Origin of the sequence: Cobetia marina, from assembly GCF_001720485.1 — a bacterium.
In the GTDB taxonomy this organism is placed as follows: domain Bacteria; phylum Pseudomonadota; class Gammaproteobacteria; order Pseudomonadales; family Halomonadaceae; genus Cobetia; species Cobetia marina.
Genome location: NZ_CP017114.1, coordinates 2,692,816 through 2,713,295, shown reverse-complemented (window position 1 = coordinate 2,713,295; position 20,480 = coordinate 2,692,816). Strand labels below are relative to the sequence as shown.

At 58.0% G+C, this 20,480-nt stretch carries 16 protein-coding genes; 6 read left to right on the top strand and 10 right to left on the bottom strand.

The annotated features are described in order from the left end of the window. Positions 1 to 20: 20 nt before the first annotated feature. From BFX80_RS11370 to BFX80_RS11360, 3 genes are read right to left on the bottom strand one after another with little or no spacing between them, the layout of a single operon-like run. Positions 21 to 971: a GIY-YIG nuclease family protein gene (locus BFX80_RS11370; protein ID WP_084208970.1), complete on the bottom strand. Its 951-nt coding sequence runs from the start codon at positions 969 to 971 to the stop codon at positions 21 to 23. After that, on the bottom strand, positions 968 to 2,317 hold the full coding sequence (locus tag BFX80_RS11365) for a restriction endonuclease subunit S (RefSeq protein ID WP_084208969.1): 1,350 nt from the start codon (positions 2,315 to 2,317) through the stop codon (positions 968 to 970). Before BFX80_RS11365 ends, BFX80_RS11370 begins: the two co-directional genes overlap by 4 nt. Next, entirely contained in the window at positions 2,314 to 4,326 is a 2,013-nt protein-coding gene (locus BFX80_RS11360) for a type I restriction-modification system subunit M (RefSeq protein WP_084208968.1), read from the bottom strand. The genes BFX80_RS11365 and BFX80_RS11360 overlap by 4 nt, the downstream gene beginning before the upstream one ends. A 207-nt stretch (positions 4,327 to 4,533) precedes the next feature. On the opposite strand from BFX80_RS11360, the gene BFX80_RS11355 reads away from it, so the two are divergent. Then, positions 4,534 to 5,430, top strand: coding sequence for a LysR family transcriptional regulator (locus BFX80_RS11355; RefSeq protein WP_084208967.1), 897 nt, complete (start codon positions 4,534 to 4,536; stop codon positions 5,428 to 5,430). Position 5,431: 1 nt separating this feature from the next. Here the strand turns inward: BFX80_RS11355 and BFX80_RS11350 are convergent, their stop codons facing one another. Next, on the bottom strand, positions 5,432 to 6,937 hold the full coding sequence (locus tag BFX80_RS11350) for an AbgT family transporter (RefSeq protein WP_084208966.1): 1,506 nt from the start codon (positions 6,935 to 6,937) through the stop codon (positions 5,432 to 5,434). Positions 6,938 to 6,974: 37 nt separating this feature from the next. Continuing rightward, complete coding sequence (locus tag BFX80_RS11345) at positions 6,975 to 8,129, bottom strand: M20 metallopeptidase family protein (RefSeq protein WP_084208965.1); 1,155 nt, start codon at positions 8,127 to 8,129, stop codon at positions 6,975 to 6,977. A 224-nt stretch (positions 8,130 to 8,353) separates the two neighbouring features. On the opposite strand from BFX80_RS11345, the gene BFX80_RS17865 reads away from it, so the two are divergent. Beyond that, positions 8,354 to 8,869: a hypothetical protein gene (locus BFX80_RS17865; RefSeq protein ID WP_157109481.1), complete on the top strand. Its 516-nt coding sequence runs from the start codon at positions 8,354 to 8,356 to the stop codon at positions 8,867 to 8,869. 178 nt (positions 8,870 to 9,047) lie between these two features. On the opposite strand, the gene BFX80_RS11340 is transcribed toward BFX80_RS17865, so the two are convergent. The 4 genes from BFX80_RS11340 to BFX80_RS11325 form a co-directional block, all read right to left on the bottom strand. After that, the gene (locus BFX80_RS11340) at positions 9,048 to 9,563 is read right to left on the bottom strand and encodes a flavin reductase family protein (protein ID WP_084208964.1); all 516 of its coding nucleotides are present in this window, start codon (positions 9,561 to 9,563) and stop codon (positions 9,048 to 9,050) included. Between the two features lie 288 nt (positions 9,564 to 9,851). Beyond that, entirely contained in the window at positions 9,852 to 10,886 is a 1,035-nt protein-coding gene (locus tag BFX80_RS11335; RefSeq protein WP_084208963.1) for a methionine synthase, read from the bottom strand. Between the two features lie 97 nt (positions 10,887 to 10,983). Continuing rightward, positions 10,984 to 11,973, bottom strand: coding sequence for a DUF1852 domain-containing protein (locus tag BFX80_RS11330; protein ID WP_084208962.1), 990 nt, complete (start codon positions 11,971 to 11,973; stop codon positions 10,984 to 10,986). A 557-nt stretch (positions 11,974 to 12,530) separates the two neighbouring features. Beyond that, positions 12,531 to 14,570 (bottom strand): sigma-54-dependent Fis family transcriptional regulator, encoded by a 2,040-nt coding sequence (locus BFX80_RS11325; RefSeq protein ID WP_240499550.1) that lies wholly within the window; start codon positions 14,568 to 14,570, stop codon positions 12,531 to 12,533. A gap of 427 nt (positions 14,571 to 14,997) precedes the next feature. Here BFX80_RS11325 and BFX80_RS11320 point away from each other — a divergent pair, with 427 nt between their 5' ends. Together BFX80_RS11320 and BFX80_RS11315 are read left to right on the top strand one after the other, a co-directional pair. Beyond that, on the top strand, positions 14,998 to 16,794 hold the full coding sequence (locus BFX80_RS11320) for a flavin-containing monooxygenase (protein ID WP_084208961.1): 1,797 nt from the start codon (positions 14,998 to 15,000) through the stop codon (positions 16,792 to 16,794). Positions 16,795 to 16,878: 84 nt separating this feature from the next. Beyond that, entirely contained in the window at positions 16,879 to 17,655 is a 777-nt protein-coding gene (locus BFX80_RS11315) for an SDR family NAD(P)-dependent oxidoreductase (RefSeq protein ID WP_084208960.1), read from the top strand. 168 nt (positions 17,656 to 17,823) lie between these two features. Here BFX80_RS11315 and BFX80_RS11310 read toward each other — a convergent pair whose 3' ends face one another. Beyond that, positions 17,824 to 18,297, bottom strand: coding sequence for an META domain-containing protein (locus BFX80_RS11310; protein WP_240499549.1), 474 nt, complete (start codon positions 18,295 to 18,297; stop codon positions 17,824 to 17,826). A 261-nt stretch (positions 18,298 to 18,558) separates the two neighbouring features. On the opposite strand from BFX80_RS11310, the gene BFX80_RS11305 reads away from it, so the two are divergent. Together BFX80_RS11305 and BFX80_RS11300 are read left to right on the top strand one after the other, a co-directional pair. Further along, the gene (locus BFX80_RS11305) at positions 18,559 to 19,242 is read left to right on the top strand and encodes an RraA family protein (protein ID WP_084208958.1); all 684 of its coding nucleotides are present in this window, start codon (positions 18,559 to 18,561) and stop codon (positions 19,240 to 19,242) included. Continuing rightward, the gene (locus BFX80_RS11300) at positions 19,239 to 20,444 is read left to right on the top strand and encodes a pyridoxal phosphate-dependent aminotransferase (RefSeq protein WP_084208957.1); all 1,206 of its coding nucleotides are present in this window, start codon (positions 19,239 to 19,241) and stop codon (positions 20,442 to 20,444) included. The genes BFX80_RS11305 and BFX80_RS11300 overlap by 4 nt, the downstream gene beginning before the upstream one ends. The last annotated feature ends 36 nt before the right edge of the window (positions 20,445 to 20,480 follow it).

The following is a 20,480-nucleotide window of genomic DNA, read 5'->3' as shown; positions in this document are numbered from 1 at the left end:
TGGCCTGACTCACTGGTACGTTATTGGGCGTAGCCTTCATCGGTGGCGCTGGGGGTCGTCATTACCACGCTGTCTTGCCAGTCCGCGTAGGTCTGGCCGGTGCTTTCTGTCTTCCAGTGCTCGCGCCCATTGGCTGCACGGCCGGACACCACCGCGGCGGCGGCGCTGGGACTCGAGAAAGCCTGATCGGTAGAAAAGCAGCGTAATCCTTTTTCCGCCTCGATCAGTACCCCGTTGTCACAGAGTTGCTGGTAAAGGTTCTGATAGCCCCCGCCTTTGCCTGTCCAGCTGCCCTTGGCCAGCGACCCCTTCAAGACATAAAACTCGCCTTCGATTTCCTTGCCCAGCGCCTTGATACCGAAGCGCGGCACCTCTGCCACAAAGAGTGGTGATGCTTGAGCACTGGTGTCAGCCGGTTCGACAGTGGTACTGGAAGCTGACGGGGTGGGGCGCTCACGGAGAAAGTCGAAGCTGAGCACCGGGAGTACGGTGCGAATCTGCTCCATGAAGAAGGCCATGTCGGCACGGTCCGATTCCGGCAGGCCGCCGTACTCGTGGGCGGTGCCATTGAGCAGATGGCATTGGCCGGCCTCACGCGCGGCCTGCATCAACAGGCTTTCGAGGTGTTTGGCGTGGGCCTTGGTCAGGTTCTGGTCCTTGCTTGTCACCAGGCACACCCGCTCCCAGAAGTCCTTGCCGCCTTTGTCCTCCGGGCGGTTGTGCTGTTTGAGGCGGGTGGCTACGTCATCGCTCTCGCCGATATACACCGACGGCAGAGAGCTATCCTCGGCGGGAGGGCCGATCAGGAAGTAGATACCGGTACGACAGCACTCAGGGCGCTGCACCAGCTGGCTCAATTTACCCCGCGGGCCGGTGATGACATGCCCGGTCCAGTTCATGATTTCGGCAGTCATCAGGCCACTCGGTGTGCCATCGACCAGAAATAACCGGATACTGCGCCCCTGGCTCATGCGCTGGCCTCCGCTGGTTCGGCTGCTGTCTGGTTAGCCTTTGGCGGCTGCCAGTCACGCACATCGATCTTGCCGGTGACAGCGGCGGAGATCAGGGCAGAGCGACGTTCCTTAAGTAATTTTATTGCTTCAAAATTATTATTTGTTAACTCCCTGAATAATTCTTCTTCTTCGCTTAAGTATTCTGCGATTAAATTTTGCTCGTTAGCTGGAGGTGTATAAAGCCAAAATTCAATAGCATCAGCAATGTTAAATTGTTTTTGCGCTGCACCATATTGGACGATTTCGACCTGATGTCTTATCAAGCGATTATTCATCACATAGCATAACCAAGAAGAGTTGAAGCTCCCTCTCTTTAGTAACATTACGGATGCGCAATTGCCACCTTCACATGCGGCAGGCACTACAGCTGTAATTCCTGGGTAGCCTACTCGCATAGTGATAAGATCATCTTTTTGAAGCATAGTTTTCTTGTTTGAAAGACTGTCTTTTCTGCTGATTTTTCTGACTTTTGTTAATTCTATGAAACCTTCTTTTACCTCTCCGCCATATATGAATGGCAAGCCATCTTCAGAAATATAGCTGCTGGGATTTACAACAATTCCTACAGTTATAAAGGGGGATATGTTCTTTAGGCGCTTTTTTACCCAATGCGCCGGCACGTCTCCCAGCCACTCCACGCCGGAGTCCTTCATCGGCACATTCGGGTCCAGTCCCTTGGTGACGGCGTGCGAGATCACCGCCTGACGCTTCTCCTTGAGGAGGGTGATCAGGCGTTGTTGCTCCTCGATCAGCGCATCGATACGTGCGGTTTCGTGATCGAGGAAAATAGCTATTTTTCTACTCTCTGGTAATGTCGGGATTATTATTGAAATGTTCCCTAAACGCTCCGCGTTCAATATGCGAAGTACATTCCCTGTGGCATATAATTCGAGCTCATTCTTACAGGCTTTCAAAAGATAAAACAAGAATTTGGGGCTTTGCTTAGGGATTAAGCTGGTAATTTGTTGGTTTGTGCACGATAGGCTTTTGTTGAAACCTATTTTCCCAATACTGCCAATGCAGCACACTAAAGTAGAGTGTGGTGGGATAGGCCTACAGAAGTTCCAGCCTTTAGTCGTTAAAAATTTTGTTCCATGCGATGAGGCTCCTGATTCATCTAAGTCATCAGGTCTAAGCCAAGGCCAGCCAGAATCAGCATAATTTGATAAGTCATCGCTGGGTGGAGTGATACCAGTAACCAATTCAGCAAGAAGCTTAATACGGCTTATTTTCCAGTGGCTAGGCACTTTCCCCAGCCACTCGACGCCGGAGTCCTTATATTCGTCATAGGCCTTGAAGCTCATGCCGACATCTCCTCGATCATCTGCTTGATACGGTCGGTACAGGCCTTGAGGTCGGCATCGATGGCCTCCAGCGGGCGCGGCGGCACGAACTGGTAGAAGTGGCGGTTGAAGGGGATTTCATAGCCTTCGATGCCGAGACGGCCAGAGAGCGGGTCACGTTTGGTGTCATCGATCCAGGCATCGGGCACGTGGGGCTTCACTTCACGCTCGAAGTACTCCAACACCGATTCATTCATCGGCACATTCTCGTAGTCGCGCAGGCCGCTGTCGGCTTCCGGATTGCCGTACTTGTCACAACAGATATCGGCTGTGTCACTGCGCTCGCTCAAAGCATTCATGACGGCCTTGAGCAGCGGGGCACCGACTTTCATGCTGGCGGGAAGCTCCGCCTTGAAGGTGGCCTTGAGCATCTTGGTGAAGGCGTCACGGTTGGTGAATAGGGTATCCGGCAGGGTGGTGCAGGCGGCGAGCAGAGCGCTGCGTTCTTCTTCCTTGAGCTTCTGGATGGCCTTCTCGTCACTCAGGCGGGCGAGGCGTTCTTCACTGGCCTGGAAGTCGAGGCGTAGCGGACGCTCGACAGTGATACGGCGGTAGCCGAAGTCCTCATTGGCGAAGATCTTGCTGCGCGGCGCGCCGTCTTCCGTGAGGCTCTCGTCTTCTCCAGCAAAGCTGCCGTAGAGGCGCACCAGCTCTTCAATCTGGCCGTCTTCCAGGTACTTGCGCTTGCTGCCGAGCGACTTGCGCATCTTGCTGCCCATGTCACCGGCATTGATCAGCTGCACCTTGCCCTTGCGTGCCTTCGGCTTGCGGTTGGAGAGAATCCACACATAGGTGGCAATGCCGGTGTTGTAGAACATGTCCGTCGGCAGCGCGATGATGGCTTCCACCATGTCGCGGGTGAGTAGGTAGCGGCGAATCTCGGACTCACCACTGCCGGCACCGCCGGTAAACAACGGCGAACCATTGAGGATGATGCCGATACGCGAGCCGCCATCGCTGGGCGCGCGCATCTTGGCGACCAGGTGCATGAGGAACAGCAGCGAGCCATCGGAGACACGCGGCAGGCCGGGGCCAAAGCGACCATCGTGGCCCTTGAAGGTGTGCTCATCGGTGATCTGCTTCTGCACCTTCTTCCAGTCAACACCGAAGGGCGGGTTGGAGAGCATGTAGGCGAAGCGCTCACCGGCCAGCTGGTCATCGGAGAGGGTATTGCCGAGCTTGATTTGATTAATGCCCTGGCCCTTGATCAGCATGTCGCCCTTGCAGATGGCGTAGGACTCGGGATTGAGCTCCTGCCCGTGCAGCGAGACGCTGACGTTGTGGCTGATGTCCTGAATGTAGGCATCGCCCTCGGAGAGGAAGCCACCGGTACCCGCTGTGGGGTCATACAGGGTGACGATACCACCGGGCGCGATGTGTTCTTCTTCACCGGTCATCAGCAGTGAAGTGGTGAGGTGAACGATATCGCGCGGAGTGAAGTGCTCACCGGCGGTCTCGTTGGAGCTCTCGGCAAACTTGCGGATCAGCTCCTCGAAGATGATACCCATTTCGTAGTTGCTGACAGCCTCGGGGCTGAGGTCGATCTCGGCGACGCGCTCGACCACCTTGTAGAGCAGGTTGTTGTTGCTCAGCTGCAGGACGAAGTTCTCGAACTCGAAGTGCTCGAAGATCTCCCGCGCGCTGGGGCTGAAGGCCTGCACGTAGCTCATCAAGTCTTCAGATGTCTGGGTCGCGGAGAGCGTGCCCAGGCTAAGCGGTGACGCATTGAAGAACTCGCGCCCGGTGGCACGCATCAACAGTTTCTCGCGCAGGGTATCCGGCTTGTCGGCGTTCTCCTCTGCCACGGCCAGTGTCTTGGCCTTGGTGTCTTGCAGTACGCACTCCAGGCGGCGCAGCAGGGTGAAGGGCAGGATGATGCGCCCGTATTGAGACTGCTTGAAGTCGCCGCGCAGCAGGTCCGCGATGGACCAGATGTAACTCGCCAGCTGGGAATGACTTTCCGTGTTCACGATGATGCTCCCGCGTATGGAACTGCTTCAGGAATTGCAGATAAGGCTGTAGGGGCATGATAGCGCGTCATGCATCATGACTAAATCAGGGTATGGCGAGGTGCGTCGCATATTCAGGCAGTTAGCGACATGCGATGTGCAGATGGAATCTGTGGTATCTGTATGACTACCAGCATGTAGCACTGATTATCAGAGGCGTAGTGACAAATGGAGTGTCTGGACAAGCGCGCGCTTTATCTGCAGGAAGTCAGTAGTTGTGGTGGGGTTCGGGCGGCTGCAGAGCATCTGGATGTGAATCCTTCTGTCGTAACGCGTCAGATCCGGAGTCTGGAGAATGCGCTGGGCGTGGCGTTGCTCGAGAGAAATGGCCGCCATGTACTGCCAACGGAGGCGGGGAGACTGGTGCTGGAGAGTTATCTGGCACAGCGGCAACTCAACTCCGAGCTTCGCGATACGCTGTCACGCTGGAAGAATCTGCAGACAGGGCAGGTCACTGTCTCTGTCGGTGATGGTTTCGTGGATAGCTTCATCAAGTCGGTGCTGAGTACCGTCGCAAAGCGTTATCCGGATGTGATGATCGATATGCGCACCGGCATCTATGTGCCGCGCGAGCCTCATGAGATGGTCTTGCATGATGAGGTGGATATCGCGGTGACTTACGGACCGGTGGTAGACCCACGTCTGGTCGTGCATTCCTTTGCCCGCGGGCCTCTATGTGCTCTCGTGGCGAGGGACCATCCCTTGGCAGATCATGAAAGCGTCTCCGTGGCCGAGTTGGCGCGTCACAAGTTGATCTTTTTGCCGGAGGTTTCGGGGTCGCAGCGTCTGGTCAATGACATCTTCCGTACAGCGGGTCAGGTCGCGACACCTTCCTATCGCTGCAATCTGCACTCCATTTCTCGCCGGATGGCTTGTGCGGGTATCGGTGTCGCCTTCATGACGGCAGCCGCTGCACATGAAGAGGTCTCGGCGGGCCTCCTGTCTGCCATCCCCATCGAGCATCCTTTGGCAGAGGCGACCCAAGGCAATCTGGTACGCAGAGTCGGCAGACGGCTGACGCCGGCTGCCGACTATCTATGGAAGGTGATGATGGGGATGCACTGACTCAGCTCGCCATCATGTAGACCCCCGGCCCGATGGCCCAGCCCAGTGAGAGCCATAGCATCAGGAAGGCCGACCAGGCGATCAGGAAGCCAAGCGCCAGCGGCAGCATGGTAGCCACGAGAGTACCGAGGCCCATTTCCGGTTGATAGCGCTGCATGTAGACCAACGCCACCGAGAAGTAGGGGCTCATCGGCGAGATGATATTGGTACTGGAATCCCCGATACGGAACATCGCCTGCACGAAGGCAGGGTCGAAATCGATCATCATCAGCATGGGCACGAAGACCGGTGCCATCAGTGCCCATTGGGCGGAGCCGCTCGTCATGAAGATGTTGAGCACTGCCGTCATCACGATGAAGGCACCGACCAGCGGCAGGCCGGTAAAGCCTGTGCTCTGTAAGATATCAGAGCCTTCAATGGCAATGAACTGGCCCAGCTCGGACCACTTGAAGTAGGCGATGAACTGCGAGATCGCGAAGAACAGCACCAGCGTCGGGGCCAGCTCGCTGGCAGATTCCGCCATCTTCTGTGGGACATCGCGACTGCTGGTGATCTTGCCGACAGTCGCGCCGTAGACAAGGCCTATCAGTACGAAGTACAGGAACATCAGCGGCACGAGAGACTTGAGGAAGGGAGAGGGGATCAAGCCGCCATCGGCATTGCGCAGCGGTGAAGCCTCAGGCAGTACCGCGATCAAGACAAGTATCACATAGGCCAGTGTGGCTAGGCCGACGCGCTTGATGCCGGTCCATTCTTCAGGCTTCAACTCAGGCTTTTCACCCTGTGCCGTGAAGTCCTTACCCATGGGCAGGACGCGCTGCAGACGCGGCTCCACCACCTTGTCGATGATGAGAGTCCCGACGATGGCCAGCACGAACACCGAACAGGCGACGAAGTAGTAGTTGTCGACCGGTGATATATAGGCATCAGGATCCACGAGCCTGGCAGCATCCGTGGTGATGCCGGAGAACAGTGCGTCGCCCACGGTCACGAACAGACTGGCATCGTAGCCGGCGCCGGCAGCTGCATAGGCTGCTGCGGCTCCGGCGATGGGATGACGGCCCACAGAGTGGTACACCATCGCCGCGAGCGGTATCAGGATCAGGTAGTTGGCATCCGAGGCGATACTGCCGCAGATACCCGCCATGAAGACGCAGAACGTCAGCAGGACCGGAGGCGCTTTCGCGACGCTGACCTGCATGAGCGTGGACATGAGACCGACCTTGTCAGCCAGGCCTATCCCGAACATGACGACCAGGATGAGCCCCAGGGGCGGGAAGTTGATGAAGTTGCTGACCACGCTGGTCAACATGAACTCCAGCCCCTCAGGTGATACCAGGCTACGCACATGTACCACGGCATCGCTTTGCGGATTGACGGCAGACACACCGAGTAGGTCCAGCACCGCCGAGGCAAGGATGATCAGTCCTGCCAGAATCGTGAACAGAATGAAGGGGTGAGGGAGCTTGTTCCCTGTACGTTCGATGGATGCGAGAACGGCTTGCATTGTTGTTGTCCTTGTTATGTTGATCTGACCGACTTGTTCAATCGCGTGCCAGCAAGTCCTTGGCCAATGACAGGAAGACACCGCCCGCGATCGGCAGGATGGAGTCGTTGAAGTCGTAATGCTCGTTATGGAGATAGGCGCTGTCGCCGTTACCGACGAAGAAGAAGCACCCGGGGATTTCTCTTAGGTAGAAGGCGAAGTCCTCAGCGCCCATGGTGGGCATGTAATCCAGCTTCTTAATGTCATCACTGACCTGGTGCTGACGAGCGATCTCGAGAACCTTGTCAGACCATTCGGCGTCATTGAGGAGAGGCGGGATCTCGAGCTCATGCGTCATTCGGTAGCTAGCGCCATGCGCGCTGCACACGCCCGAAATGACCTGCTCAAGCTGGCCGGCCAGAGCATCTCGTGACGAAGTGCGGTCACTGCGTATGTTGATCAGGATCTCGGCTTCGCCGGGGATGATGTTGGCCGCATCACCGGCATGGAAGGCGGCAATCGTGATGACACCTGCTTCCAGCGGCGATTTGTGACGCGCGACCAGTCCTTGAAGCTGCTGGATGATCGAGGTACCCACATAGATCGCATCCACTGCCAGGTGCGGCATGGCGGCATGCCCGGTTTTCCCTTCGACAGTGACACGGAAGGTGTCGTTACCCCCCATGGCTGGACCGGGTTTGACGAATACCTGGCCGGCCGGGAAGTTCGGACGATTGTGGTAGCCGAATATCGCGGAGACTTTCGGATTCTCCAGCACACCTTCTTCGATCATCCGTGCCGCGCCGTTACCACCTTCCTCCGCTGGCTGGAAGATAAGCTTCAGATGCCCTGACAGGGTACCGCGCTGCTCCATGATGGCTTCAGCTGCCAAGAGGAGTGTGGCGGTATGGCCATCATGTCCGCAGGCATGCATCAGCCCACGCTTGGTGGAACAGTGTGAAAAGGTGTTGGCCTCATCAATCGGCAGCGCATCCATGTCCGCGCGAAAGGCGATCACGGGCCCCGGGCGACCAGTGTCCAGTTCCGCCAAGACACCTGTCTCTGCAATACCCTCTGTGACCTTGTATCCCAGCTCGCGCAATCTCTCGGCGACCACCTTCGCTGTCTGGGTCTCCTCGAACTTCAGCTCGGGGTGCTGATGGAAGTGGTGTCTGAGCGATCTGGCTGTCTCTAACTGACTGTTGGTAAACATCAATTGTCCTTGTTCTAGTTTAGGAGCTGCTTGACTACGCTAGAACAAGGAGGAAGCACGGAGGGAGACCAGAGAGCGTCGTGTTTGTTGACCTGAGTGCAACAGACGTTGGTGAGGGCTTACCTGAAGCTAGTGAATATTCTATTTATTTTTAAATTGATATTCATGTATTATTAGTATGGTGTGAAATTCTATAATGGTCGCACCTTGTAGGGGATTGAGGAATGAAGAAAGGACTCAAAAGTAAGTTGGCTGGACAGGTTGGTGAGTACTTGGTGTGTGCCGAGCTAGGTCGACGTGGATTAATAGCAACATCGTTTACCGGGAATGTACCCGAATTTGATCTTATTGTTGCTAACGATTCTCTTCAGACTTTACCTATTCAAGTCAAAACCTCCAGAGGCCATAGCTGGCCAACTTCTGCGAATCGATGGATCGATATTGAGCTTGATGAAAAAAAGGGAATTCAAATAGATCATGGAAACTTAGATATTACTAACCCAAAGCTTATATATGTATGTGTAGCCTTGGCGGCTCCTGAGGACGATGCAGTCGATCGTTTTTTCATTCTGACAAAGCAAGATATTCAAACAATCTGCTCTGAAAATTATAGAGAATTTATGGATAAGCATAATTGGAGGAGGCCCAAAAACTTCCGATCCTACGATAACAGATATTATATTTCAAATCTTGAGGTCTATGAGGATAACTGGCAGTTGATACAAGAACAGCTAAATTGATTTTTCGGGCGCTACTTCTGAATGCAACACCGATGCAAAGTGGTAAAGTGCTGCATTCAGAGTATGTGTCCAAAAGTTAACTCTCTAGACTTCTATTCTTGGTAGAAGCCTACTTTTCTCGAAAATTGAGTAGCATAATAAGCTAGGTATTGTGTAATTTAGTAATCTCTATGAAATATCATTCTTCCCAAGCCAAGTCTCCATACTTCCCCTTGAAATAAAGTAGCGGCCGTGAGGTCGCTGCAACATCCAGATTTAGTCCCTTCACTTCCCCGATCACGATCAGGTGATCACCTGCGGGGTGCTCAGCGTGAATCTTGCAGTCGAGCCAGTGCAGGCTGTCATTGATGACCGGGTTGCCGAGAGGGGAGAGCTGCCAGTCGATGCCTTGCCATTTATCCGCGCCGCGCATGGCGAACTGGTTGGAGACATGGCTTTGCTCACTGGAGAGGATGTTGACGGCAAAGCGCTCTGCCTGGCGGATCTTCGGGTAGCTGAAGGAGCTTGCCTTGACGCTGAAGGAGACCAGCGGCGGGTTCATCGAGACGCTGTAGAACGACTGGCAGGTGAAGCCAATCGGTTCGTCGTCGACCTGGGTAGTGATGATCGTGATGCCGGAGGCGAAGTGACCGAGGGCTTCACGGAAACTGGCAGGTTCGATGGTGGGGGCTGAGTGAGTGTTGGAGAGCGACATGACAGGTCCTGAGAATTGGGGAGGTGGTAACGAGCAGCCGTGGGGGAGGGGCTGCAGCGATAGCGCGGGACTGAGAGTTTGAGTGACAAGGGGGCAAGTGATGAAAAAATGGCCGTCGTGAATCCTTCACGATGGCCATTTTTGTTTGCGGCGGTATCAGCCGCAGCTGCTTCCACTCTTGAGCACTATCGTCGGGCCAACTCGGGTCGGTACTAGCCTGGCGCTATCTGTCAGTGCTGTGTCCGGGCCCGCTCTATGCATTGGCCAGTTCAGTGTCTCGGCAAGCGATCAGCGCTGTGCTTCGAGTTCCTTGCGCACGATGGCGGCGCCGGCGCTGAGTGCCTGCAGCTTGCCGCGGGCGACTTCACGGGAGAGCGGGGCCATGCCGCAGTTGGTGCAGGGGTAGAGCTTGTCGGCATCCACGAACTGCAACGCCTTGCGCAGGGTCTCGGCGACCTCTTTCGGCGTCTCGATGGTGTTGCTGGCGACATCGATGGCGCCAACCATGACCTTCTTGCCACGAATCAGCTCGATTAGCTCCATCGGCACGTGGGAGTTGTGGCACTCCAGCGAGACGATATCAATGTTGGATTGCTGAAGCTTGGGGAAGGCTTCTTCGTACTGGCGCCATTCGGAGCCCAGGGTGTTCTTCCAATCGGTGTTGGCCTTGATGCCGTAGCCGTAACAGATGTGGATGGCGGTCTCGCACTTGAGGCCTTCGATCGCGCGCTCCAGCGTGGCAATACCCCATTCATTCACTTCATCGAAGAACACGTTGAAGGCCGGTTCATCGAACTGAATGATGTCGACGCCTGCCGCTTCGAGTTCCTTGGCTTCCTCGTTGAGGATCTTGGCGAATTCCCATGCCAGCTTCTCGCGGCTCTTGTAATGACCATCGAAGAGGGTGTCGACCATGGTCATCGGTCCCGGCAGTGCCCACTTGATCGGTTGATCGGTCTGCGAGCGCAGGAACTTGGCATCCTCGACGAACACCGGCTTCTGGCGGGAGACCGGGCCGACCACGGACGGCACGCTGGCTTCGTAGCGATCCCGGATCTTGACGGTTTCGCGCTTCTCGAAATCCACACCATTCAGGTGCTCGATGAAGGTGGTGACGAAGTGCTGACGCGATTGCTCGCCATCGCTGACGATGTCGATCCCGGCGTGTTGCTGCTCCTGCAGGGAGACGCGCAGGGCATCTTGCTTGCCCGCGATCAGTGCCTCACCTTCGAGCTTCCAGGGGGACCAGAGGACCTCCGGTTCGGCGAGCCAGGACGGTTTCGGCAGGCTGCCAGCGGTGGAGGTCGGGAGTAATCTCGTCATGATGAATAACCTTGTCCTTGGAATGGTTCAGATAGCGGAAGTCGTTCGTCGATCAGCGCGCGCTGTTTGCGGCTCAGTGAGCTGACCAATAATGGATTTATCGGTTGGCGGACCATTTGGCGGACCACTGCTCGAGCAGGTTCTGGTAAGGCTTGATGAAGCTCTCTTCCACGAATTTGCCCTGCTCGATGGCGAGCTGGCTGCGCTCTTCGCGGTCGTACACGATGCGCGTCAGTGAGTGGTCCTGCTGCTTCAGGCTCGCCTGATAGGATTTGCCGGCCACGGAATTGGCGTTGTAGACCTCGGGACGATAGATCTTCTGGAAGGTATCCATGGTGCTGATGGTGCTGATCAGTTCCAGATTGCTGTAATCGTTGAGCAGGTCGCCGGTGTGATAGAAGGCCAGCGGCGCAACGCTGCCCGGCGGCATGAAGTAACGTACCTTCAGGCCCATCTTGCTGAAGTAGGCATCGGTCAGGGAATCGTCGTCCTGGCGATATTCCACCCCGAGGATCGGGTGCACGTTCTCGGTCTGTTGATAGGTCTTGGTGGTCGAGACGCTGATGCAGATGACCGGCGGCTTCTTGAAGCATTCCTTGTAGGCGGGGGAACCCACGAAGGCCTGGAACAGATTGCCGTGCAGCTCGCCGAACTGCTCCGGTACGCTGAAGGAGTCCTTGCCCTTGTTGTGCTCCAGCAGACGCACGCTGAAGTCATAATCGCGTACGTATGACGAGAAGTTGTTGCCGGTCACGCCGTCAATGCGCTGATTCGTCTGGTGGTCGACGATGGTGGTCTGCAGGATCTCGATGATCGGCAGGGCATTGTCGGAACGTGCCGCATCGATGTTCAGCTCGACGGAGATGATGTCCAGCTCGACGGAGTAACGATCGCCCTTGGGGTTGTCCCAGTTGGCCAGCGCATTGAATCGGTTGTTGATCATGTTCAGCGTGCTGCGCAGGTTCTGCTGACGGCTCTCACCACGCGCCAGGTTGGCGAAGTTGGTGGTCAGGCGGGTGTTTTCCGCCGGCGTGTAGTTCTCGTCGAAGCGCAGACTCTTGATGCTGAAACCGAATTCGTTGCTCATGGCGTTCACCTTGATCCTGAGAGAGATAATTCACTGTGTCGTCGACATCTTCCCGTGATCTTTCAGGCGTCTCGTGAGCGGGTTGCTCTCTGTGAGAATGCATCCATGCCGGGAGAGGCACGCTGCTCGCCATCACGTTCCGTGTGAAGGCTCTGGCGGCGGTGAAGTGCAGCGCCATGGGAAGTCTTCATCAACGATCTGATGCAGGTGAGTATCCATTCCTCAGCTCCATGAGACAAACTGGATTTTTTAATGTTCAAGTTGAGTGAAATTCATGATGGTGGCGAGCGTCATGTTTGCCGCTGAGAAAGCAGGCGAAACGAGCGGAGGAGGCGGGCTCAGCAAGTGCGCAATGTGAGCCGCAGAGACGTTGACGTGAGGAGTGGGTAAGAAGGGTAAGAGGGGTAAGAGGGGTAAGAGGGGAAAGAATGGAAATCACAAGCTAGCCCAAACTTCCGCTCGGGCCAGCTGGTGTGGCAGGTACCTGACGCTTCAGAGCACAACATCCTCATGCACTCTTCATGCTCTTCACGCTCGGCCATGAAGATGCAGCTGGTTCATGAGGCGAGCGGCTGATGATTAGGCGCGACCAGGCCATGACGGCGCATGCGGCGGTAGATGGTGGGCCGCGAGACGCCGAGTTGGCGGGCGACCTGACTGACGTTCCAGTCTGTGTGACGCAACAGCTCGAGTAATTCGCTGGCGTCCGCATCAGCCCCTGCAGACGCGAACGCTGGAGAGGTAGTGCTCGAGGAAGCGCTGGATGCAATGGGGGAGAAGGCGGCAAGCGGACTGGCAGCCTCGCGAGTGCTGTCGGTGTGGGTCTGGCAGGTCTCTGGCAGATCATGCAGAGTGATTTCATCACCTTCCGCGGTGGCCATCGCGAAGGCAATCGCATTGCGCAGTTGGCGTATGTTGCCCGGCCAGTGATGACTCAGCAGCGCACTGATGGCATCGGCGCGGAGATGGAGTGCTTGGTCACGTTCAGCTTGCAGCTCCGCATGCAGCTTGCGAATGAGGTAGTGGCGGTCGGCGCGCTCACGTAGCGCGGGCAGCAGGAGTTCGGCGCCGTTGAGTCGGTAGTAGAGGTCTTCGCGGAATTGCCCGCTGGCGATCAGCTCCATGACATCACGATGCGTGGCAGTGATGACGCGAATATCCACCTTGATGGGCGTCTCGGCCCCCAGGGGTGACACCTCCCGCTCGGCAAGTACGCGCAGCAGGCGTGGCTGGAGCGGCAATGGCATATCGCCGATCTCATCCAGGAACAGCGTGCCACCGTCGGCTTGTTGGATCAGACCGCGCATGCCCTTGGGCCTTCCTCCCGTGAAGGCACCCGGCAGATAGCCGAAGAGCTCACTTTCAATCAGCGATTCCGGAATGGCCGCGCAGTTCACCGCCACGAAGGGCGCCTTGGCGCGTGGCCCGCTGTCATGCAGCGCCCGCGCCAACACTTCCTTGCCAGTACCCGTCTCGCCACGAATCAGGATGCTCACGTTCTCGTGGCGCATGCGGCGCGCCAGCTTGAGTAGCCGGTGCATGGATGGGTCATCTCCCGCGAGCTGGTCCAGCTCGGGCACCGGGTCATCCTGCTGACTGACGGTGGGGAGGGCCCGCACCGGATAGCCGCGTGGCTCGATCAGGGTCACGAAGACGGTGGCGTCATCCGCCCGCAGACGGAAGGCGCGAATCTGATCCAAGCTGGCGTGCGGAATGCTCAGCAGCTCATTGAGCTCCCCATCAAACAGCTGCGTGACCGCGGGCAGGGTAGAGACCGTCCACGGTGGCCAGCGCGCCAGATGTGCATCGATCAGGCGTCGGCCTTCGTGATTGGCGGCGACCACCTTGCCATCTTCCTGAATGGCAAACAGGCCACGACCATTCAGGTGCACGAATTCCCGCGCCGTGTCGAAGCGCAGGATCAGGCAATCCCGATAGCGATGCAGGAAGTAGGCGTCCTCGATCATGCGGGCATGCAGGGTGACCAGGGAGAGGGCAAAGGTCTGGCTCTCCTGCGGGCGTGGCGATTTCAGTGCCGAGATGTCGAGGGCGGCGATCACACGGCCCTGGGGATCGGTGATGGGGGCCGCCGTACAGGTCAGGTCGATGTGGGTAGCATCGAAGTGCTCACGCTGATGGCAGGTGACGGCTGCGCCATCGTGCAGACAGGTGCCTGCCGCCGAGGTGCCGGCATAGCGCTCGTTCCAGTCCGAGCCGAGGTAGAGCCCGGCCCGCCGCAGCTCACTCAACTGATCACGTTGACCCCGAAAATCCACCGCGATACCGCGTTGATCGGTGAGGATCAGCGCGTAGCCATGTTGTGCGATCTGACTATAGAGCCGCTCCACACCGGCACGCGCCACGTGCAGCAGCTCATCCGCCGATTCTTGGTGATCGCGCAGCGCCTGCTGAGTGAGAACGCGGACGGGGCGAGGGCGGCTGGGGTCGAGCTGGTATTCCTCCAGACAGCGCTGCCAGGAACGGCGGATGACATCGCGCTGAGTCTCAGGGAAGGCGTCGCGGCCTTCGCCCAGTTGCATCAGGGTCTGAATATGCTGCCGCTTGTCGGGCGGCATCGTATCGAGTTGGCGGATCATGGCTGCCTCGGCGCTGGCCGTCTCAGGACGGCTCTTTTGATAGTGGCTATGGCGCTTGTGAAAGTGGCGATGACTCTTGTGCAGGTGGCGATGGCAATCGCGCTTGTCACAACAGCGTCCATAGCAAAAGCGGCGTGTGCTCCTTAAAGCGTATGCGGTGTGGCGGGAGCGTCAATCACCCTGTCCTGCATCCTTGGTCGGGGCGTTACAGGTGTAACGCCCCGTGTCAGGCGTACGGCGTACAGTTGTCACGAGGAAGGGGGAATGCCCCGCGAGACGAGGAGGGTGATGGTGCGGTAGTGGCGAATATTTGTCATTGATGACAAGTGGTTACGAGCTTTGTCAGTCGTGCATGACGAAGCTGGCATGCTTGATGCCTTGGATGGAAGGCGTGACTACAACATCCAACAACACGCGGAGAGACGCCATGACCGCACGCACGCCAACTCAGATCGCTCAGCAATGGCTCGATGATTTCGAGTCCTCCCTGACTCAGCGCGATATCGCCCGGGTTCTCTCGTTGTTTGGCGAGGAATGCTTCTGGCGCGATTTGATCGCCTTCACTTGGAATATCAAGACCTCAGAGGGTAAGGACGAGATCCAGTCGATGCTCGCGGCGACCCTCGAGCATGTCGCTCCCTCTCGCTGGCAACTGGATGGTGAGGCCAGTGAGGCCGGCGGCATCGTCGAAGCCTGGTTCGCCTTCGAGACCGCCGATGCACGCGGCAAGGGCTTGTTGCGGCTGAAAGAGGGGCGCTGCTGGACGCTGTTGACCGCCATGCGCGAACTCAAGGAATTCCCTGAGCCGCTGGGCATGCAACGCCCCAAGGGCGCCGAGCATGGAGCCAACAAGCAGCGTGAGACCTGGCTTGAGTCGCGTCAGCGCGAAGAGGCTGAACTGGGCTACGAGCGCCAGCCGTATTGCGTGATCATCGGTGGTGGTCAGGGCGGCATCGGGCTGGCGGCAAGGCTTCGACAGATGGATGTGCCGACCATCGTGATCGACAAGAATCCGCGTGCGGGCGATGCCTGGCGCAATCGCTACAAGTCCCTATGTCTGCATGATCCGGTGTGGTACGACCACATGCCTTACATCCCATTCCCGGCAAACTGGCCGGTGTTCGCGCCCAAGGACAAGGTCGCGGACTGGCTGGAGATGTACACCAGGATCATGGAGCTCAATTACTGGAACTCCACGGCCTGCGAGAGTGCGCAATTCGATGAGGCGAGCGGCGAGTGGGTGGTCGAGGTGGTGCGCGACGGCAAGCCCGTGACTTTGCGGCCCAAACAGTTGGTGCTGGCCACGGGCATGTCGGGCATGCCCAACGTACCGCACTTCCCGGGGGCCGAGTCCTTCGAAGGCGAGCAGCAACACTCCAGTCAGCACCCGGGACCGGACGCCTACCGTGGCAAGAAAGTGGTCGTGGTGGGGGCCAACAATTCCGCTCACGATATCTGCGCCGCGCTGTGGGAGCACGATGCAGACGTGACCATGCTGCAGCGCTCCTCCACGCATGTGGTGAAGTCCAACTCTTTGATGGAAGAGGCGCTGGGGCCGCTCTATTCCGAGCAGGCGGTGCAAAACGGCATCGATCACCACAAGGCGGACCTGATCTTTGCCTCGATTCCCTACCGGATACTGCCCGATTTCCAGCGCCCGATCTTCGAGGCGATCCGCAAGCGCGACGCCGACTACTACCGTCGGCTGGAGGCGGCGGGCTTCCTGCTCGATTTCGGTGATGACGATTCGGGTCTGTTCCTGAAATACCTGCGGCGCGGCTCCGGCTACTACATCGATGTGGGCGCCTGTGATCTGGTCGCCAATGGCGATATCAAGCTGCGCAGTGGCGTCGGCATCGAGTGCATCAATCCGCGCTCGGTCACTCTGACCGACGGCTCGGAATTGCCCGCCGATCTGATCGTCTATGCCACCGGCTACGGCTCGATGAATGGCTGGGCGGCAAGAATCATCTCGCAGGAGGTCGCTGACAAGGTCGGTAAATGCTGGGGCATGGGCTCCGATACGCTCAAGGACCCCGGCCCCTGGGAGGGCGAGCTGCGCAATATGTGGAAGCCGACCCAGCAGCAGGCGTTATGGTTCCACGGCGGCAACCTGCACCAGTCCCGCCACTATTCCCAGTATCTGGCATTGCAGCTCAAGGCGCGGCTCGAGGGTATCCCGACGCCGGTCTACGGCCTTCAGGAAGTCCACCACCTGAGCTGACGCCAGTGGCGCTGGACCGTGTGCCAGCGTCATGGCAGCAGCGCGGCATTTGCAGATTTCAGTGAGAGATTCAGGAGACGACTCATGCAACTGAACGACAGGATTGCACTGGTGACAGGGGGTGGGCGCGGTATTGGTCAGGGGATTGCGCTGGCATTGGCCAAGGCGGGCGCGGATGTCGTGGTGGCGGATCTGGATCTCGCCATCGCCCGCGATACGGCGGCAAAAGTGGAGGCACTGGGTAGACGGTGTCTGGCGCTACAAGTCGATGTCTCGGATGTGGCATCCGTGCGGCGCTTGATCGAGGAGGCCGAAGCCGGACTTGGCCCACTTGATATCGCCGTCAACAATGCTGGCATCATCGGCATCCATTCCATCGATGCGCTGACAGTGGAGGAGTGGGACCGCGTCATGAACGTCAACGCCCGCGGTACCTTCCTGTGCACTCAGGCCGAGGTCGCCGTGATGCGCTCACGCCGCGTCGGGCGGATCATCAACGTGGCCTCGATGGCCGGCAAGGTCGGCTTTCCTGATCTGTCGCACTACTGTGCCTCGAAGTTCGCGGTCATCGGCTTTACCAACGCCGTCGCCAAGGAAGTGGCAGCGGAAGGCATCACCGTCAATGCGCTCTGCCCTGGCGTGGTGGGCACCGGCATGTGGCGGGGCGAGAGCGGACTCTCCGCGCGCTGGAGCGAAGAAGGCGAAAGCGAGCCCGCTGCATGGGAGCGCCTGCAGAAGAGCCTGTTACCCCAGGGAGTCGCCCAGACACCGGAGGACATGGGGCAGCTGGTGGTCTACCTCGCCCAGGCCGAACACGTGACAGGGCAGGCCATCGCCGTCGATGGTGGCTTCACGCTGTGAGACAGCAATGAGTCAGTACAGAGAGCAAGGTTGAGCTCAGTGGCTGACGGCAAGAGTTGATGGCATCACACAACGCCGCCTCTCAGAAATGGGAGGCGGCGTTGTGGTGTCTGTTGCGCAGAGTATTCAGCCCAACTTCACCCTGCACTAAGCGGCCGGCGATAGGAGTCAGTAAAGGTGAACGGCTTCCAGGCGGGCACGCGATACCCCTTGTTCATCCAGCAGCGTCAATGTCTTGCCGTCTATCTGCCAGCCCGACACATCATTGAGTGTCGCGAGGAAAGTGCGTTCGAGTGCTCCAGCCTCACCGGGGCATGCCATGCGCGTGATGGCCAGACGATCGAAGCTGAGTTCGTGCTCGTCGTGGTGGTATTCCCCCATCAGGCGATTGCAGCCGGTGGAGCCGGCCATTCGCGAGGATTGGGTCTGAGAGTCCTGGGAGTGCAGGACGAAATGGGCTTCACGCTTGCCATCCACCACGGGGGTGGGCTGCTCATCTAGTGTCACCAGCTTCCAGTAAGTGTTCTCCAGCGGCTCATCGACCGCGTGATTGTCGTCAGAGGATTGAGCGCCTGCGCAGCCGCCCAGAGTGAGTGCTGCACTCATCACGGCGGCGTATGTCATCCCTTGAGTCGGTTTCATCCGGGTGTCTCCCTCCAATGTCATGGGTCAGACAGTACGCTATCACGTTGATCGTTGTGAGGTAGAGGCTCTCGGTGATGACTTGGGCGCTATCGGTGGTGCCTGTCAGTGAGCGGCGAGCGCGCAGCCCTGTTCATGGGTTCCTGAAAAAGCAGGCAGACATCTGATGCCTAAAAGTGATCTATCAAGATAAATATTAATCGCTTTTTTGGATTTTTTCTCGATGCATACTCGAATGGAGCCCATAGATTGGAGTAGATCATGATTGCGTCTTCGGTAGATTCCGGCATTCCCGCCCTGGCAGATCCCGCTCATATCGAGGCCCTGCGCAACATCGTGACGCCGCACCTGAGCGATAACCTGGATCGCCTGAGTGGTATTCGCGGCCTGACGCCTTATCACGACGGCACCAAATTGGTCGGCACCGCATTCACCGTCAAATGCCGCGCTGGTGACAACCTGTATATCTACCAGGCACTGACGATGTTGCGTCCGGGACATGTGCTGGTGATCGACGGCAGTGGCCATCTGGACAACGCGCTGGTGGGTGAGCTCATCAAGTGTTACGCCCAGCAGCGCGGTTGCGTGGGATTGGTGGTGGACGGCGCTATTCGCGACATCAAGGCATTCGCGGAAGATAGCTTCCCTTGTTATGGCCGCGGCAGCATTCATCGTGGCCCTTACAAGAATGGGCCGGGTGCGCTCAATGTTCCCGTCTGTGTCGGCGGGCAGGTCGTGAGTCCGGGCGACATCGTGGTAGGAGATGAAGATGGACTGGTCACCTTCGCTCAGTCCGAGGCGCCCGCGTTGATCGAGGCTGCCAAGGCCAGTTTCCGGAAAGAGGCCGGCATCATGGAGGAAATCTCGAGCGGCCAGCATTACCAGCACTGGCTGGATGCGGTACTCATCTCCAAAGGCCTTGAATACGGGGAGGCACACGCATGACAGCGATCCTGTTGGCCGACCGCCTCAAGCGCATTCAACCTTCCCCCAGTGTCCAGGCCAATGATCGCGTGGCAGCGCTGCGTGCCGAGGGCAAGGACATCATCAACTTCACCATCGGTGAGCCTGACTTCGACACGCCGGCCCACATCATCGATGCCGCTGTCACCGCGCTGAGGCAGGGCGATACGCATTACACGCCGTCAGAGGGAACCCCTGCATTGCGTCAGGCGATTGTCGAGAAGCTCGCTCGGGACAATGCATTGGAGTATCACTTCGACGAGATTGTCGTGGGGGCCGGCGGCAAGCACATCCTCTATCACGTGATGGCAGCGACGCTGAATCCTGGCGATGAGGTCATCGTGCCAGCGCCGTATTGGGTGTCCTATCCCGATATCGCGTTGCTCAATGAGGGAGTGCCGCGTGTCGTCACTTGCGACGCCTCCTGTGGCTTCAAGTTGACACCTCAGGCGCTGATCGAGGCGATCACCGACAAGACACGCTGGTTGGTGCTCAATACGCCGTCCAACCCGACCGGTGCCGTGTACTCTGAATCGGAGCTGCTCGCGCTCGCTCAGGTGCTGCGTGATTATCCTCATGTCGGCATCATCTCCGACGAGATATACGAGCATTTCGTCTACGCCCCGGCGCGCCATCTCTCGCTGATCAATGTGGCGCCAGACCTCAAGTCGCGCACCTTGATCGTCAATGGCGCCTCCAAGGGGTATGCCATGACGGGCTGGCGGATCGGCTTCGGTGCCGGTCCTCGAGACTTGATCCAGGCCATCGTGAAACTGATCTCCCAGACCACGACTTGCCCCAGCTCGATCAGTCAGGCCGGCGCAGTTGCAGCCTTCATCGGTGATCAGGCCCCTGTGCGCGCCATGGCGGAACGCTACACGCAGCGTCGTCAGTTGATGCTCGAGGGCCTGCAATCGATAGCAGGCGTCAATTGCACTGCCCCCGATGGCGCCTTCTATGTCTATCTCGATGTCAGCGGGCTATTGGGGAAGACGACACCAGGGGGCCAGCGTCTCATGCGTGATGGTGACGTGGTGCTGTACTGGCTCGATGCCGGTGTTGCGGCAGTCAGTGGTGAAGCCTATGGCTTGTCACCCTACGTCCGGCTGTCCTTTGCCATCGGGGATGAGGCCATCCAGGAAGGCTGTCGGCGTCTACGCGAGGCCTGCCTGGCATTGACGTGAAACTTGTCGCAACGAACAAGACTCACCTCCCGTAAT

What these genes read in the sequence shown, in the direction of transcription:
- BFX80_RS11370 (WP_084208970.1), bottom strand. Translation starts at nt 971, where the DNA reads ATGAGCCAGGGGCGCAGTATCCGGTTATTTCTGGTCGATGGCACACCG.
- BFX80_RS11315 (WP_084208960.1), top strand. Translation starts at nt 16,879, where the DNA reads ATGCAACTGAACGACAGGATTGCACTGGTGACAGGGGGTGGGCGCGGT.
- BFX80_RS11320 (WP_084208961.1), top strand. Translation starts at nt 14,998, where the DNA reads ATGACCGCACGCACGCCAACTCAGATCGCTCAGCAATGGCTCGATGAT.
- BFX80_RS11345 (WP_084208965.1), bottom strand. Translation starts at nt 8,129, where the DNA reads ATGTTTACCAACAGTCAGTTAGAGACAGCCAGATCGCTCAGACACCAC.
- BFX80_RS11340 (WP_084208964.1), bottom strand. Translation starts at nt 9,563, where the DNA reads ATGTCGCTCTCCAACACTCACTCAGCCCCCACCATCGAACCTGCCAGT.
- BFX80_RS11355 (WP_084208967.1), top strand. Translation starts at nt 4,534, where the DNA reads ATGGAGTGTCTGGACAAGCGCGCGCTTTATCTGCAGGAAGTCAGTAGT.
- BFX80_RS11305 (WP_084208958.1), top strand. Translation starts at nt 18,559, where the DNA reads ATGATTGCGTCTTCGGTAGATTCCGGCATTCCCGCCCTGGCAGATCCC.
- BFX80_RS11325 (WP_240499550.1), bottom strand. Translation starts at nt 14,570, where the DNA reads ATGATCCGCCAACTCGATACGATGCCGCCCGACAAGCGGCAGCATATT.
- BFX80_RS11350 (WP_084208966.1), bottom strand. Translation starts at nt 6,937, where the DNA reads ATGCAAGCCGTTCTCGCATCCATCGAACGTACAGGGAACAAGCTCCCT.
- BFX80_RS11335 (WP_084208963.1), bottom strand. Translation starts at nt 10,886, where the DNA reads ATGACGAGATTACTCCCGACCTCCACCGCTGGCAGCCTGCCGAAACCG.
- BFX80_RS17865 (WP_157109481.1), top strand. Translation starts at nt 8,354, where the DNA reads ATGAAGAAAGGACTCAAAAGTAAGTTGGCTGGACAGGTTGGTGAGTAC.
- BFX80_RS11365 (WP_084208969.1), bottom strand. Translation starts at nt 2,317, where the DNA reads ATGAGCTTCAAGGCCTATGACGAATATAAGGACTCCGGCGTCGAGTGG.
- BFX80_RS11300 (WP_084208957.1), top strand. Translation starts at nt 19,239, where the DNA reads ATGACAGCGATCCTGTTGGCCGACCGCCTCAAGCGCATTCAACCTTCC.
- BFX80_RS11330 (WP_084208962.1), bottom strand. Translation starts at nt 11,973, where the DNA reads ATGAGCAACGAATTCGGTTTCAGCATCAAGAGTCTGCGCTTCGACGAG.
- BFX80_RS11310 (WP_240499549.1), bottom strand. Translation starts at nt 18,297, where the DNA reads ATGAAACCGACTCAAGGGATGACATACGCCGCCGTGATGAGTGCAGCA.